Origin of the sequence: Mucilaginibacter galii, from assembly GCF_014635825.1 — a bacterium.
Taxonomy (GTDB): domain Bacteria; phylum Bacteroidota; class Bacteroidia; order Sphingobacteriales; family Sphingobacteriaceae; genus Mucilaginibacter; species Mucilaginibacter galii.
The window spans coordinates 144,560-159,611 of the sequence record NZ_BMDO01000008.1 but is presented as its reverse complement, the minus strand read 5'-3'; the positions used below and the strand labels follow the sequence as shown (position 1 = coordinate 159,611).

Sequence of the window (15,052 nt, the reverse complement as noted above, 5' to 3'; positions counted from 1 at the left end):
ATGCGAATACCCATTATAACCTCTGTAAATAATTTATTCTTGGCGGCAACCGTTTTATTTACCGGTCTCACGGTAACGCAACCGGTTTTTAGTCAGCAAAAGCCAAAATCAAGCCTTACAAAATACGTTGACCCATTTATCGGCACCGGCTTTCACGGCCATGTTTTCGTGGGCGCAAACGTACCTTTTGGCGCAGTACAATTAGGGCCTACCAATATTTCTCAAGGCTGGGATTGGTGCTCAGGCTACCATATTTCCGATTCTACTATTGTTGGCTTTCAGCATACACATTTAAGCGGCACAGGTATTGGCGATTTAGGCGATATCTCCTTTATGCCCACCACCGGCCCTGTAAAGGTTAGTAAGGGCACCTTAAAAGATATGCAAAGTGGTTATGTATCCACGTTCAGTCACCAGCAAGAAACTGCCAGGCCGGGATACTATGCTGTCAAATTAAATCGCTACAATATTGGCGTACAATTAACAGCAACACAACGGGTGGGCTTTCATCAATATACGTTCCCTAAATCTGCCCAGTCAAATATTATAATCGACTTACAAGAAGGCATAGGTTGGGACAGACCAATAAAAACAGCTATCAGGCAGGTTAATGATAGCACGATAACCGGCTACAGATACTCTGCGGGCTGGGCCGCAGACCAACGTATTTACTTTACTGCGGTGTTTTCAAAAAAGATAAAAAACTTTTCAGTTTATGATAGTACAGCAGTACAAACAGGTACCGAGCTGGAAGCCAGAAAAGTAAAGGGCGTATTAAGCTTTGCCACCACCGCAGGCGAAAAAGTATTTGTTAAAGTAGGCATATCTCCCGTAAGTACGGCTAACGCCTTGGCCAATATTAAAGCCGAGCTACCCGGTTGGAACTTTGATAAAACGGTAGCAGCAGCAGATGCGGCCTGGAACAAAGAACTGCAAAAGGTGGAAATAAAAACTGCTGAAGAGAGCAAGAAGACTATTTTTTACACAGCATTGTATCATACCCTAATTGCACCTTCCATTTTTAATGACCATAATGGCGATTACTTGGGCACAGACAAAAAGGTTTACCCTAAAGCCAGCTTTACTAACTTAACCACGTTTTCATTATGGGACACTTACCGTGCTGCTAATCCGCTTTACACTATTTTACAGCCCCAGCGGGTTAATGATATGATTAATTCTATGCTGGCTATTTATCAGCAGCAAGGCAAACTACCTATGTGGCACCTTATGGGTAACGAAACCAACACCATGGTAGGTTATAGTGCCGTGCCAATTGTAGTAGATGCCTATTTAAAAGGCTTTAAAGGTTTTGATGCTAAGCTGGCTTATGAAGCAGTAAAGGCAACCGCCATGCGCGACGATTTGGGATTAAACTTTGTAAAGAAGTTAGGCTATATCCCTGCAGACAGTGTGGTAGAGTCTGTAGCCATGGGGTTAGAATATGCTATTGATGACTGGAGCATTGCCCAAATGGCCAAAAAGATGGGCAACACAGCCGACTATCAATATTTTAGCAAACGTGGTAAAAACTACCAAAACTATTTTGATAAGCAAACACACTTTATGCGTGGAAGACTATCGGCAACAGAATGGCGCACGCCTTTTAGCCCTTTTGAATCGCGCCACCGTAAAGATGATTATACAGAGGGTAACGCTTGGCAATATACCTGGCTGGCACCCCAGGATGTAGAGGGTTTGATAGCTTTACAAGGCGGCGAACAACCCTTTATTAAAAAGCTCGACTCGCTGTTTATTGCAAAGGGCAACATGGGTGCCGAGGCCTCTAACGATATATCGGGTTTAATAGGCCAATATGCGCATGGCAATGAGCCAAGCCATCATATTACCTATATGTACCCCTACGCCGGTCAACCCTGGAAAACTGCCCAAAAAGTAAGATACATCTTAAAAAACTTCTACACTAACAAAACTGATGGCATTATAGGTAACGAAGATGTGGGACAAATGTCGTCGTGGTATGTATTTTCTTCACTGGGTTTTTATCCGCTAAACCCGTCAAATGGCAATTATGTATTTGGCAGCCCATTGTTTAATGAGGCTAACATAAAATTAGCCAGAGGAAAATCTATCCGTATGGTAGCCCATAACAATAGCGACAAGAACATCTATATTCAACAGGTAACATTAAACGGTAAAAGCTATACTAAGTCTTACATTACACATGCCGATTTGCTGAAAGGCGGACTGCTTGTATTTGAGATGGGGAATAAACCAAATTTAAACTGGGGTAAATTACAACAAGACCGCCCCTATTCAGTTAAGCCATAGTATAATATTAACCGGTACAAACCAGTGGTCATGAAAAAAACAATTGCTTTAACAATCTTAACATTATCGTTAACAGCTTTAGTAAGGGCTCAGGTAAAGGTTAATACATTTAACGCTGCAGACCTCAAGATACAGTGGGAAGTTTTGCAGAACAGTTATAACGGCAAACCACAATTTAAATCGGCATTAACTATAACAAACACCGGCAAACAGCCAATGCCGGCCACGGGTTGGAAAATATACTTCACCTTTCCAAGGCAAGTGGTTGAAGAGTCTGTAGCCGGTCCGGTAAAAATTGAGCATATCAACGGTGACTATTTTCGTATGTCGCCTAAATCCAATTTTAAAAGATTGGCTGCAAATGATTCGGTGCAAATTCCTCTTATTGCCAATGCCTGGGCACTAAATATAACCGATGCGCCTGAAGGTTTTTACTATGAAGACGACAGTAAGCCCGGCTCTTTTACTACCATTACCAAAGTTAGCCAAGTGCCTTCTACGCAACCACGGCAACTACAACGTTTAGCTACGGATGAGATACCCGTAGTTACACCTGAGGCATTATATAAACAAAATGAACTTATTACAGATCTTCCAGAAAATCAGTTACCCAGAATTTTTCCTACGCCGGTAAGCTTTCAAAAAAGTGGTTTACCGTTTCATTTAAATGGCCATACCCAGGTTTTAGCCGATGCCCTATTCGGCAAGGAAGCAGCTTATCTTAAAAAAGAGCTGGCCTTACTATTTAAAGTGCCGTCTTCAAGCGCCGTTTTTAAACCGGGCAAGATCATCTCTTTAAATAAAAAAGCAGACATGGCTCCCGAGGCATATGAGCTTCAGGTAAATGCTGATCGTATTGTAATTACGGCCAGCACCGGCGCAGGAGCCTTTTATGGCATACAATCACTAAAAAGTCTATTACCGGGCAAGGCATGGCTTGGTAAGATGCAAAGTATTACGGTACCCGGTGTATTGGTAACTGATGAACCAAGGTTTGGATATCGCGGATTAATGCTGGATGTAGCCCGTAACTTTCATTCTAAAAAGCAGGTGCTAAAGGTGCTCGATCTAATGAGTTTGTACAAGTTAAACACATTGCACTTTCACTTAAATGATGATGAAGGCTGGCGGATTGAAATACCTACCTTACCCGAATTAACGGAAGTAGGCGCAAAAAGAGGACATACAGAAACCAATACAGATCATTTACAACCGGCGTATGCATCAGGCCCTGATGTTAATAACCCTTATGGCAGTGGCTACTATACCAAAGCCGATTTTATAGAAATATTAAAATATGCTAATGAACGCCACATCACGGTAATACCCGAAATTGAAAGCCCCGGACATGCAAGAGCCGCCATAAAATCAATGGATGCCCGTTATAATAAGTTTAAAGGCAGTGACATGGCTGAGGCCGAACGCTACCTGCTGCATGATTATAATGATAGTTCGGTATACAGCTCGGTACAGCATTGGAACGATAACGTTATTGACGTATCACTGCCATCCACCTATAATTTTATAACCACCGTTGCCGATGATATTATTAAAATGTATCAGGAAGCGGGTGCCCCTCTTAAAACTATTCATTTTGGTGGCGATGAAGTTCCCGCCGGTGTGTGGACAAAATCGCCCGCTGCTAAAAAAATATTTGCTACATCGCCCGAGGTTAAAACAACAGATGACCTGTGGTACTATTACTTCAAAAAAGTAAATCAAATTTTAAAAAAACGCAACCTCTATGTTTCAGCCTGGGAAGAAGCGGCGTTAAGAAAAGTGGTTGTTAACGGTGCCAGAAAGCAGATACCCAATACCGATTTTGCCGACCAAAACTTCCACATGTATGTATGGAATAATGTCTTGGGCTGGGGCGCCGAAGATTTGGCTTACAGGCTGGCCAATGCGGGCTATCCGGTTATATTATCGTGCGTTACTAACCTGTATTTTGACCTGGCTTACCAAAAGTCATATCAGGAACCCGGCTATTACTGGGGCGGATTTACAGACGTTGATAAGCCTTTCAAATTCATCCCTTATAACTACTTTAAAAATACTACTCAAAATGCCATGGGGAACGAGTATTCTACCGCTGCTTTAGCTAAAGAAGAAGCATTAACCGAGCAAGGAAGAGCTAACATAGCAGGCATACAAGGTCAGTTATGGAGTGAAACAGCCAGGAGCCCCGCTAGAATGGAGTATATGCTTTTACCAAAGCTACTGGGCCTTGCAGAAAGAGCATGGGCCAAAGACCCTGAATGGGCAACGGAGCCTGATCAAAAAAAAAGCAAATTGATGTACGATGCAGCTTGGGCAACTTTTTGCAATGTATTGACTAAAAAAGAACTCCCCCGGTTAAACCACTATGCCGGCGGGTTTCAATACCGCATACCCACCGCAGGTGCATTAATTGAAAATGGTTTAGTGAAGGTTAATAATCAGTTTCCGGGTATGATTATACGTTATACAGTAGATGGCGGCGAACCAACTTCATCAAGTAAAATCTATACAGAACCAATCAAAGTTAAAGGCAAGATATCATTTCGTGTATTCGATACGATAGGCAGAGGAGGCAACGCGACTTCGGTGGTGAATTAGGGTTTGATCTTAAGTAGAAACAGGAAATGACAAATTTTATGCTATAATAAAAGTTTCCAATTGAAAATCCGAAAGCCAAAGAACTGTTGCCAAACCCATCAGTTTCTATAATACCCATTAAATATTGCAACCAGCAGTCAGATGCGATATAATTTAAAACCGGCGAAAGATAATTATGCAGTATTATTCTAACCCCCTTAACGATCTGCTCCTAAATTAAGGCTTAGGCGCTACGCTCAAGTGATCTATCTTTAAATCACTCACTTGTTTTTTTTCAACTGCCTTTCCAAAATAAGGAGGACGATCTGGACCCCATTTAACCGAGCTATTGCTGATTCTTATATGATTGGCATTATCAAGATAAAATGCTGACGTATTCACCTTAAGTAATCCTTCTACCTGGCTTGGCCTGCGGTCATATACGCCACCGGCTATGGCAGTAGTCTTATTTAGGGTGATATCTATTCCGTCGAAAACAATATTCGAAACCATTTCTGCAGTTTCGCCACCTACGTAGATGCCGTTTTCGCTCACGCATTTTATATTGCTGAAATAAATATTGTTAACCGCTCCAACTCTTCCCTCGGTTTGCCCTTTCGGAAAACGCCACCCGGCATCTTTATTATTGCCTTTAGCCCGGCGATAGGCCGTTACATAAATAGGCTCGGCCTTGCCCCACCATACATCCGAAAATAAATGTGAATCGATTATAATGTTGGAGAAGATCACATCGCTTACAGTTCCTTCATCGCGATTTTGAATGCCGATACCGCGGTTGCTTTTCTTGATGATGCAATTATTGATGAGCACGTGGCTAATACGGTCCATGTTTTCAGACCCTATCTTAATGGCACACGAGCGCGAGGTCATGGTACAATTGCTTACCACGATATTTTCGCAAACGCCAAATTCTTCATACTCACGCCTGTTTTTAAGACAAATGCAGTCGTCCCCTGATTCTATATAACAATTGCTGATGCGTACATTTTTGCTGTGGTCAAGGTCTATCCCATCGCTGTTGCGCACCTTGAGACTGTTGAGCAAGGTAATATTATCAATGGCCACATCATCACAACCAATTAGGTGAACCGTCCAATAAGCAGAATTCCGAATAGTGAGATCGCGGATACGAATATTTTTACCGCCCACAATGGTTAACAGGTGCGGACGCGGATCAATCACCTGGAATGGTTTGAGCACATACGAGTCATCGAGCTCGGCACCCATAAAGCTGATACCATTGCCGTCTATAGTACCTGCACCGCAAATAGTAACGTTTTGTAGTTTTTCGCCTCCAATCCAAATAGTTCCCTCGCCCTTATTATCTCGGAACGCGCTCTTCGTGTAAATTTTTTCGTCGGGGTTGGCCAATACCCAGGCGTTCACCTCAACTTCAAATACAATGTTCGATTTTAGGTCAAAAGGCCCTGCCATATACACGCCACCAGCGGGCACCACAACCCTTCCACCACCTGATGCCGATGCTGCATCAATAGCTTTTTGAATTGCCTTGGCATTATCGTTTTGGGAATTGGCTACTGCGCCAAAATTCACAATATTGTAAATCCCTTGTTGTTGTGCAAGGGCGTGAATGCTCGTTATGCATAACAAACAAACGCATAACACACTATATCTAACCCAAAAATTCTTTATAGACATGTTGAAGATCAATGAAATAGTTTAATAGTATAACCAAATGAAGCAGGCTTCGCGGTAACGGTATATTGTGGCATTGGTGTTGGGCCACATGAGTTTGAACCTACACCCAAAGTTTTGTAACCTATATTCAATACTGTCGCGGTACTTTCCGGTAAATCCATACGGTATTCGGTGCGTGCCAGTTCTTCATCACTGTAGGGCAATGCCGAAACCTGTATTACATTGTCATTTGCCAACACTTTGAACCCGTTACCCGTACTGTTTTTAACCGAAGCCCAGCGCACATCTTCATGGTTACCGCACTCCATTGGCTTTTCGTAAGGAGTTAACTGCTGCATTATGGTACTGCCATACAGGCCAACATCCGATCCGCTTTTACGGTCCGAATAGTTTTCCATCGGCCCTCTGCCAAAGTAATTAAACTGCTGAAACGATTTGTTAAGAAACAGGCGAACTCCCAAGCGGGCAATAACTAAGTCAGGAGCATTCGTTTTAATATCGTTGTTCACGTTAATAGTTCCATCGCCTGATATTTCATAGACTACGTTATGATTAACCGTAAAGTTATTTTTACCCTTAGCAACTAAATTTACAGCTACGTTTACTTGCGAGGCAGATATTTGTTTTACGGTAATGGTGGCGGGTTTCCATACCAACTGTTTTAAGCCAGTGCTATCCCACCCCTTGTTGGCGTAAATATCGTCTTCCTGATGTGGTGCACGCCACAGGTGCAGTTTTGGGCCACCATCTTTTTGCAATACCTCTACACCATTATTGGTAATGCTGCTTATGGCTCCGTTTGCCTTGTTGAATAGCAAACTGAATAATTTTCCGCTTACCGCAATGTTACCATAGGCATCTTTATAAGATAAGGGCGGTATTGCTGTTGTCGACGCTGCTACCAGCACTTTGCTTACCGGCAGCTCAAATTGATCAGAAGCCACTTCATAACCCTTTTTGGCCCACAATTCGTCATTGGCTTGTACAAAAGACAGCCGCAAATAATAAACAGCACCCGGGGTAAATGTTGATGGTTTGTAGGGAATGTTAACCACTTTTTCTGTAAGTGGTAAGATGTTATCAATGTTGATATTTCCCGAAGATTCGGCAACGCCGTTCTTGGTAATGGTGTAGCTTGCTTTGAAACCATTCAGGCTAATGAACTGAAATTTATTTCTAATTCTTAACGTTCCTTTTTGCAGGTTTTCAGCCGTTACACTTATCCATTGAAACACGTGCTTCATTTCCGGATAATGCGGTTTAGCCGACCTGTCTGATGCTACTACGCCTTTATGAATAAAATAATGATCGTTCGGGAAATCACCAAAACCTCCTCCAAAAGCAAGTATCGGATGGTTGGGGTCACGCCTGTTCCATATACCCTGATCTTGAAACTCCCAAATAGCGCCGCCTAAAAGAGACGGGTATTTATCTATAGCCTCCCCATATTCTTTTAACGAACCCATAGAATTAAACATGGCGTGGGCAAATTCGCACATGTAAAAAGGCTTGGTCAGGCTTTTATCTGTCGCCGTAAACTCTACCGAAGCCAGTACTTTTTGCTTTGCACTCGGGTTTTCATAAGGTAGAATAGGCGAATACATTTTACTATCCAGATCGGCAGGGTTTTGTGCACCCACGCCAAAGCCCTCATAATGTGTCGGGCGCGTTTTATCAATGCTTTTTATAGCTCTAAGTGCTGCTAAAAAATTACTTCCACCGGTGCCGCACTCATTACCTAACGACCATATAATTACCGATGCATGATTTTTGAAACTTTGAACGTTAGCCACGTTGCGGTCTACTATGGCTGCTTTTATGGTGGAATCTTCGTTAAAGCGATTGCGCAAGCCATGGCACTCCACATTAGCCTCGGCCACTAAATAAATACCATACTGGTCGCATAACTCATACCAACGCGGATCATCAGAATAATGACAGGTACGGATATGGTTGCAATTACCTTGCTTTATCACCTCCAAATCACGTATCATTTGTGCCTCGGTTACTGCATGCCCTACTTCGGGCCAGTTTTCATGACGATTTACGCCTTTCAACTTAATGGGCACTCCATTTACCGTGAATATCTTTCCCTTAATTTCAATCTCCCGAAAGCCTGTGCGCGTGGAAACAGTTTCAATAATCTTGCTGCCTTGTTTAAGTTGGAGTACTGTTGTATATAGCTTAGGCGTTTCGGCAGTCCATTTAAGCGGGCTATTTACTTTGAAATTTAACTTGACAGGCAACTCACCGCCAGGCTTAACTGAACCTAGAGCTACCTGCGCAGTTGTGATAAGCCTGTTACCATCGTATAAGGATGCAACCAGTGATTGTGAACCAATTGCACTACTTCCATAGTTTTTGATGCTTGCTGATATATTGGCTACGGCGTTTTTGTACTGCGCATCCAAGTCAGTTTTTATCATAAAATCCTGAATGTGCTGGGTTGGACTACTCCATAAGGTAACATTACGGAAAATGCCATGCAGACGCCACATATCCTGATCTTCGAGGTAACTTCCCGATGTATACTGGTATACTTCAGCAGCCAGCATATTTTTACCGGTTTTAACAAATTTAGTAATATCAAATTCGGCTGCGTTGCGGCTATTTACGCTGTAACCAACCTTTTTGCCATTAACCCACAAGAAAAATCCGGCATCTACGCCATCAAAGGTGATAAAAATGCGTCCGCCTTTCCAAGTGGCCGGAACCTCAAAATCGCGGCGATAACTGCCCACCGGATTTCGCTCTTTAAAGGCGGTATATTTTTCTGGTGGAGTACTCATCACCCTTGGAAAATCCTTTTGAAAAGTATAACCAATATTGCGGTAAAATGGAGTACCATACCCTTTTATTTCCCAGTTAGACGGTACGGCAATATCTTTCCATTTTGATACGTCGTAATCGGTTTTGTAAAAATCAACGGGTCTGTCAATTGGCCAGGCAACCCAGTTAAATTTCCAATTGCCATTTAAGCTGCGACTATAGCTTGATGCATGCCGATTAGCTGTTAATGCTTCTTTTAAATTAGCATAAGGCATTAAAGTGGCATGTGCAGGTAACTTATTAATACCTATACATTCAGGGTTCTCAATTTCGGGCGGTAAGTCTTTCCTGTAATTAGTATCTGCTAATAGTTTTTTTTCATTTGCAGCATATGTTGCAAAGGTTATTAAACAAAGAGCTATTGTTGTTAACGATGATCTTAATTTCATTTTTAACTGTTATTGGGTTATGACCTTTGGTTGTTGGTTAGGTTTGCTAGCCCAAGTTTTATAAGGCGAATCCTGCATGTAAATGTCAAGTTTGCCGCCATTCATAATATTACGGTAGGTGATATAGCTGTTTGACATTGTTTTGCCGTTTAATTTTACCTCGCGGATATAAGTTGATCTTACATTGGCCTTGTGACACAACACTTCGAATTTTTTTTCGTTTTTCAGTTTGATGGTCACACTATTGAATATAGGAGAACATAACAGGTACTCGCCCGATACCGGGTTTACCGGGTAAAAACCCATGGCAGCAAACATATACCAGGCAGACATTTGCCCCGCATCGTCGTTGCCCCCCAAACCTCCGGGCCCATCACTGTATTCGGCCGCTAATATCTTGCGAACAGCTACCTGCGTTTTCCACGGCGATGGCGTAAAGTTATACATAAATGGTATTTGATGACCGGGCTCATTACCATGCCAGTACTCGCCTAAAGTAAACAAACTATCTAAACCTTGCTCTAACTTAGCACTTCCTCCCATTAGCTTAGCCAGTCCCGGCACATCATGCGGTACATAAAACGTGTATTGCCGAGCTGTGCCTTCGGTAATATAAGTCTCTTTCTGATCACGTAAGAAAGGTGTTACCCAACTGCCATCAGCATGCCTGCCGCGTACCAACCCGCTCGATGCATCAAATACGTTGGCATAATATTTAGAACGCTTGGTTAGCTCGGTATAGTCCTTTTGTTTCTTCAGGCTTTTGGCAAATTGAGCCAAAGCGTAATCATCATATGCATACTCCATGGTACGGCTCACCTGTTCCATTTTATGAAACGCATCCAGCACGCTGTCTTCAACCGGGATGTATTTATATTTTAAATAACTGTCCAAGGCCCTGCGTCCTTTGCCCTCAACATAATCGGCATGATGAACAGGTATATCAAAAGCATTACGTCTTAATATCTTATAGGCATCATCAGCGTTGAAATCGGTAATGCCCTTTAAATAAGCCGAACTAATAACAGATGTGGTATGATCACCTATCATTTCTGAAGTGTAACTGTTCCAGCATGGAAATATGGGCATCCATCCACCCTGCTGTCCTTTTAAGATAAGCGACTTACTTAAGTTGTTAACGAATGATGGATCCAGTATCTCAAATAAAGGAATTTGAGCACGGTAAATATCCCACATAGAAAAATCATCATAGTAGGCACCGCTTTTAACTTGCTCTATTTGATAATTGCCTGCAAAGCGGGGATACTTACCATCAACGTCGCTAAATAAACGTGGCTGTTGTGCAGCATGATAGTAGGCGGTATAAAATATGCGTTTATCTCGCTCATTAGTGGTCGAAACATTGATCTGACTTAACGTTTTTTCCCATTTAGATTTGGTTGCCGCTGCAACTTTTTCAAAATTAAAACCGGGAATTTCGGCCTGTAAGTTTTTACGTGCACCATCAACGCTGGTAAATGATGTACCTATACGGATGGTAAGCTTTTCACCTTTATTGAGCTTGAAGCCGGCATAAATACCGGCACCGTCGTTATTATGTATACTATCGGCCTTAAATAATTTTTCGTTTAAAAAAGTACCGGCTTTGGTTAAGCTTCTCTCAAATTTTATTACAAAATAACCGCTGAAACCTGCGCTTTTACCCCAGCCCTGGTAAATGCGGTGAGCCGGGTTGTAGCCCCATATTTCACCAGCTTTGCTATCCACATTTACATAGCCTTCATGGTAATCGCTATTGGCTTTAATGAGCAGGTAAAGGCTATCTGTTTTATCCATAGTAAATTGCATCATGCCACAACGTTCGGTAGCGGTAACCGCTGCTTTCACCTGGTATTGCTTGAGGTTTATGCGGTATAGGTGCGGGGCCGATGCTTCATCACTATGCTTAAACTTTACGCCGTAGCCTGTTGTTTTTAGCTTACCGGTTACTGGCATAACACTAAAGCTACCATAATCCTGCGTGCAAGATCCGCTTAACCAATGCGATCCGCGAAGGCCGTAAAATTCATCATCTTTATAGTAATAGGGGGGGATACATTTACTTTCGCTGGTTTGGGTTTGTGGGGTCCATTGCGTCATACCAAACGGAACGGTGGCTGCTGGTATGGTATTAGCGTATCTGGCCAATTCCGAGCCGTGTTTTAAAGCTGATGTAGTGGTAGCAGTTGCTGTACCAGCCATAGGTTGCACATACTTCACCAAATTTTGCGCTATAGCGGGCGAAACGATTAATAACAGGCAAACGCAGAAAACATAGCTTTTAAGCATATTTTGTAAACTCATGTTCTATTAGGTAAGTATCAATAGTATCTTAGGGTGTAAAACTATTAGTTTTTGGTATACTAATGAAGTTTTCATACATATTAACAGCTTGTCATAAGATCTGGCAGGCTATTACCTTTTTAATATCCCAGATTTGAAATAAATTAGGATTTAGCTGGATTTCCCTGGTTGTAATTAGACATTGGAATGCTATTATTGTAGCCATACTATTTAAGTATAATATTTACTACTGTTAATATTTATGAGCAAATTTCTTTCGCTATGCATGCTATTACTTTATTGTAGCTGTACATTTTCCTTTGCGCAACAAAAATCAATTATTGGTAACCCTATCATGAGCGGTTACTATGCCGACCCAACTATTGTAAAAAATAATGGTAGCTACTTTATATATGCTACTATTGACCCGTGGGGTGGTAACGAATTAGCAGTATTTGAAACCAAAGACTTTATAACTTTCAAGCAGCATCATTTGAACTGGCCAACTAAAGCTGCATGCACCAGCCCTACATCAAAAAGTTCGATGGTTTGGGCACCATCGGTAGTAAAAAAGAACGCTAAATTTTATATGTATGTGGCTGTTGGCAGCGAAATATGGGGCGGTGTTGCCAATTCGCCTACAGGTCCATGGAAAAATATCAAGCCCGACAATACCCCTTTAGTTAAGGTGACCGATTTCCCTGAAGTGCATAACATAGACCCCGATTGTTTCATTGACGACGATGGACAAGCTTACATATACTGGGGGTCGGGATATAATTGGATAAACGGGCACTGCATTGCCGTCAAGTTGAAAAGCGACATGTATACCTTCGATGGCAAGCCTGCCGATATTACACCCACTCACTTTTTTGAAGGTGCGCATGTGATGAAGCGTCAGGGCAAATACTATCTCATGTTTTCGGAAGGTAAAGCAATTGATGCCACTTACCAAGTGGGCTATGCTACCGGCAAATCGCCGCTTGGTCCGTTTAAAGAGGATGAACACAGGCTCATCTTGAAAACATCTGCCGATAGTACGATTATCGGTCCAGGGCATCATACTACTTTTAAAGAAAACGGGCAATACTACATCCTTTACCACCGCATTTATCCGCAAAAAGAAGCTTATGTATTAAGGCAACTTTGCCTTGACAGCTTAAATTTTGACAGCAAGGGCAATATTCTTAAAGTAAACACCGCAGGTGTTAGAACATTTAAAAAGCAAAAGCGTAAATAGAAATTTGACTTATATCATTTAAGCAGCTAACAGCTAACGAAACATCATCAGTAACGTAGCCGTTGGATGCTTAACTTGTTTCGATATCTTTCAGGCTATCCATTTTCTTGTAGGCCAAAAATCCTTTGATGTCTTCAAAATGTTCGCGTACGCGCTTGTTGCCAAATTCAAAAACTTTTTTTGCCAACCCGTCTAAAAAATCGCGGTCGTGAGATACTAAGATCAATGTACCGTCAAAATCTCTCAGCGCATCTTTAATAATGTCTTTGGTCTTCATATCCAAATGGTTAGTAGGCTCATCCAGTATCAACAAATTAACGGGTTCTAAAAGTAATTTGATCATGGCTAAACGGGTCTTCTCCCCTCCCGATAATACTTTAACTTTTTTAGTAGTATCATCGCCACTGAACATAAAAGCGCCCAAAAGATCTTTGATCTTCAAACTGCCGTCACTCAATGGAATTTGATCGATGGTTTCAAATACCGTCAGGTTTTCATCCAGCAGGGCGGCCTGGTTTTGGGCAAAGTATCCTATCTTGGCATTATGGCCAACCTTAAGGCTACCTTCAAATTCGATCTCATTCATGATGGCTTTGATCATGGTAGATTTACCCTCGCCGTTCTTACCCACAAAAGCTACCTTTTCTCCACGCTCAATAACCATGGATGCATTTTTAAATACAATATGATCACCGTAGGTTTTGGTCAGATCTTCCACCATAAGCGGGTATTGTCCCGAACGTGGTGAAGGCGGGAACTTTAACCGCAACGCAGAAGTGTCTACCTCATCTATCTCAATTACTTCCAGCTTTTCCAACATTTTTACGCGCGACTGTACCTGCAGCGTTTTAGAATAGGTACCTCTAAAGCGGTCTATAAATTCCTGATTGTCGGCAATAAAGCGCTGCTGCTCTTCGTAAGCTTTTAACTGGTGTACACGCCTATCGGCACGTAACTGCAGATAGTGGCTGTATTTAGCCTTGTAATCATAAATACGGCCCATGGTTACTTCAATGGTACGATTGGTAATATTATCTACAAAGGCCCGATCATGCGAAATTACCATCACCGCTTTGGCCGAGTTGATCAAAAATTCTTCCAGCCATTGGATGCTTTCAATATCCATGTGGTTGGTAGGCTCATCCAGCAAAATAAGGTCTGGCTTCTTCAATAAAATCTTGGCAAGCTCGATACGCATGCGCCATCCGCCCGAAAACTCCGATGTTTGCCGCCCAAAGTCTTTGCGCTCAAATCCAAGTCCTTTAAGTACTTTTTCAATCTCAGCATCGTAGTTGGTTTCCTCTACCGTGTAAACTTTCTCACTCAATTCAGATACCCTTTCTACCAGCTTCATGTATTCATCACTCTCATAATCGGTACGAATGTTAAGCTGTTCATTCACTTCGTCCAACTCCTTCTGCATTTGGTTGGCTTCTGCAAAAGCTTTCATGGTTTCTTCAAAAACAGTGACGTTATCCTGGGTGAGCAAATGCTGCGGCAGGTAAGCAATAACCGCTTCTTTGGGGCCGGTTACATTACCTGTAGTGGGTTTGGCAGCACCGGCAATGATTTTAAGAATGGTTGATTTGCCTGCACCGTTTTTACCCATTAGGGCTATTTTATCGTTCTCGTTTATTGGAAAAGTTACATCACTAAATAGAGTGGTTCCACCAAATGAAACGGAGATGTTATTTACGTTGATCACAGTAATACTAAATTTAAGGCAAAGATAAAAGAATGACACACGATCTAAAATCTTTGA

The 15,052-nt window shown here is 42.1% G+C and carries 7 protein-coding genes; 3 read left to right on the top strand and 4 right to left on the bottom strand.

Annotation, left to right across the window (positions count from 1 at the left end; genetic code table 11):
* Window positions 1–39: 39 nt before the first annotated feature.
* Both IEV61_RS14690 and IEV61_RS14685 read left to right on the top strand, forming a co-directional pair.
* Window positions 40–2,292 (top strand): GH92 family glycosyl hydrolase, encoded by a 2,253-nt coding sequence (locus IEV61_RS14690; protein WP_229747156.1) that lies wholly within the window; start codon window positions 40–42, stop codon window positions 2,290–2,292.
* 30 nt (window positions 2,293–2,322) lie between these two features.
* Window positions 2,323–4,890, top strand: coding sequence for a beta-N-acetylhexosaminidase (locus IEV61_RS14685; RefSeq protein WP_188417790.1), 2,568 nt, complete (start codon window positions 2,323–2,325; stop codon window positions 4,888–4,890).
* A 216-nt stretch (window positions 4,891–5,106) separates the two neighbouring features.
* On the opposite strand, the gene IEV61_RS14680 is transcribed toward IEV61_RS14685, so the two are convergent.
* The 3 genes from IEV61_RS14680 to IEV61_RS14670 all read right to left on the bottom strand — a co-directional run bounded on the left by IEV61_RS14680 (window position 5,107) and on the right by IEV61_RS14670 (window position 12,071).
* On the bottom strand, window positions 5,107–6,444 hold the full coding sequence (locus IEV61_RS14680; RefSeq protein ID WP_229747155.1) for a glycoside hydrolase family 28 protein: 1,338 nt from the start codon (window positions 6,442–6,444) through the stop codon (window positions 5,107–5,109).
* Window positions 6,445–6,557: 113 nt separating this feature from the next.
* Complete coding sequence (locus IEV61_RS14675; protein WP_188417788.1) at window positions 6,558–9,767, bottom strand: glycoside hydrolase family 2 TIM barrel-domain containing protein; 3,210 nt, start codon at window positions 9,765–9,767, stop codon at window positions 6,558–6,560.
* Between the two features lie 9 nt (window positions 9,768–9,776).
* The gene (locus IEV61_RS14670; RefSeq protein ID WP_229747154.1) at window positions 9,777–12,071 is read right to left on the bottom strand and encodes a GH92 family glycosyl hydrolase; all 2,295 of its coding nucleotides are present in this window, start codon (window positions 12,069–12,071) and stop codon (window positions 9,777–9,779) included.
* Window positions 12,072–12,312: 241 nt separating this feature from the next.
* On the opposite strand from IEV61_RS14670, the gene IEV61_RS14665 reads away from it, so the two are divergent.
* Window positions 12,313–13,290: a family 43 glycosylhydrolase gene (locus tag IEV61_RS14665; RefSeq protein WP_308472333.1), complete on the top strand. Its 978-nt coding sequence runs from the start codon at window positions 12,313–12,315 to the stop codon at window positions 13,288–13,290.
* 70 nt (window positions 13,291–13,360) lie between these two features.
* Here the strand turns inward: IEV61_RS14665 and IEV61_RS14660 are convergent, their stop codons facing one another.
* Window positions 13,361–14,995 (bottom strand): ABC-F family ATP-binding cassette domain-containing protein, encoded by a 1,635-nt coding sequence (locus IEV61_RS14660; protein ID WP_188417787.1) that lies wholly within the window; start codon window positions 14,993–14,995, stop codon window positions 13,361–13,363.
* Window positions 14,996–15,052 lie beyond the last annotated feature (57 nt).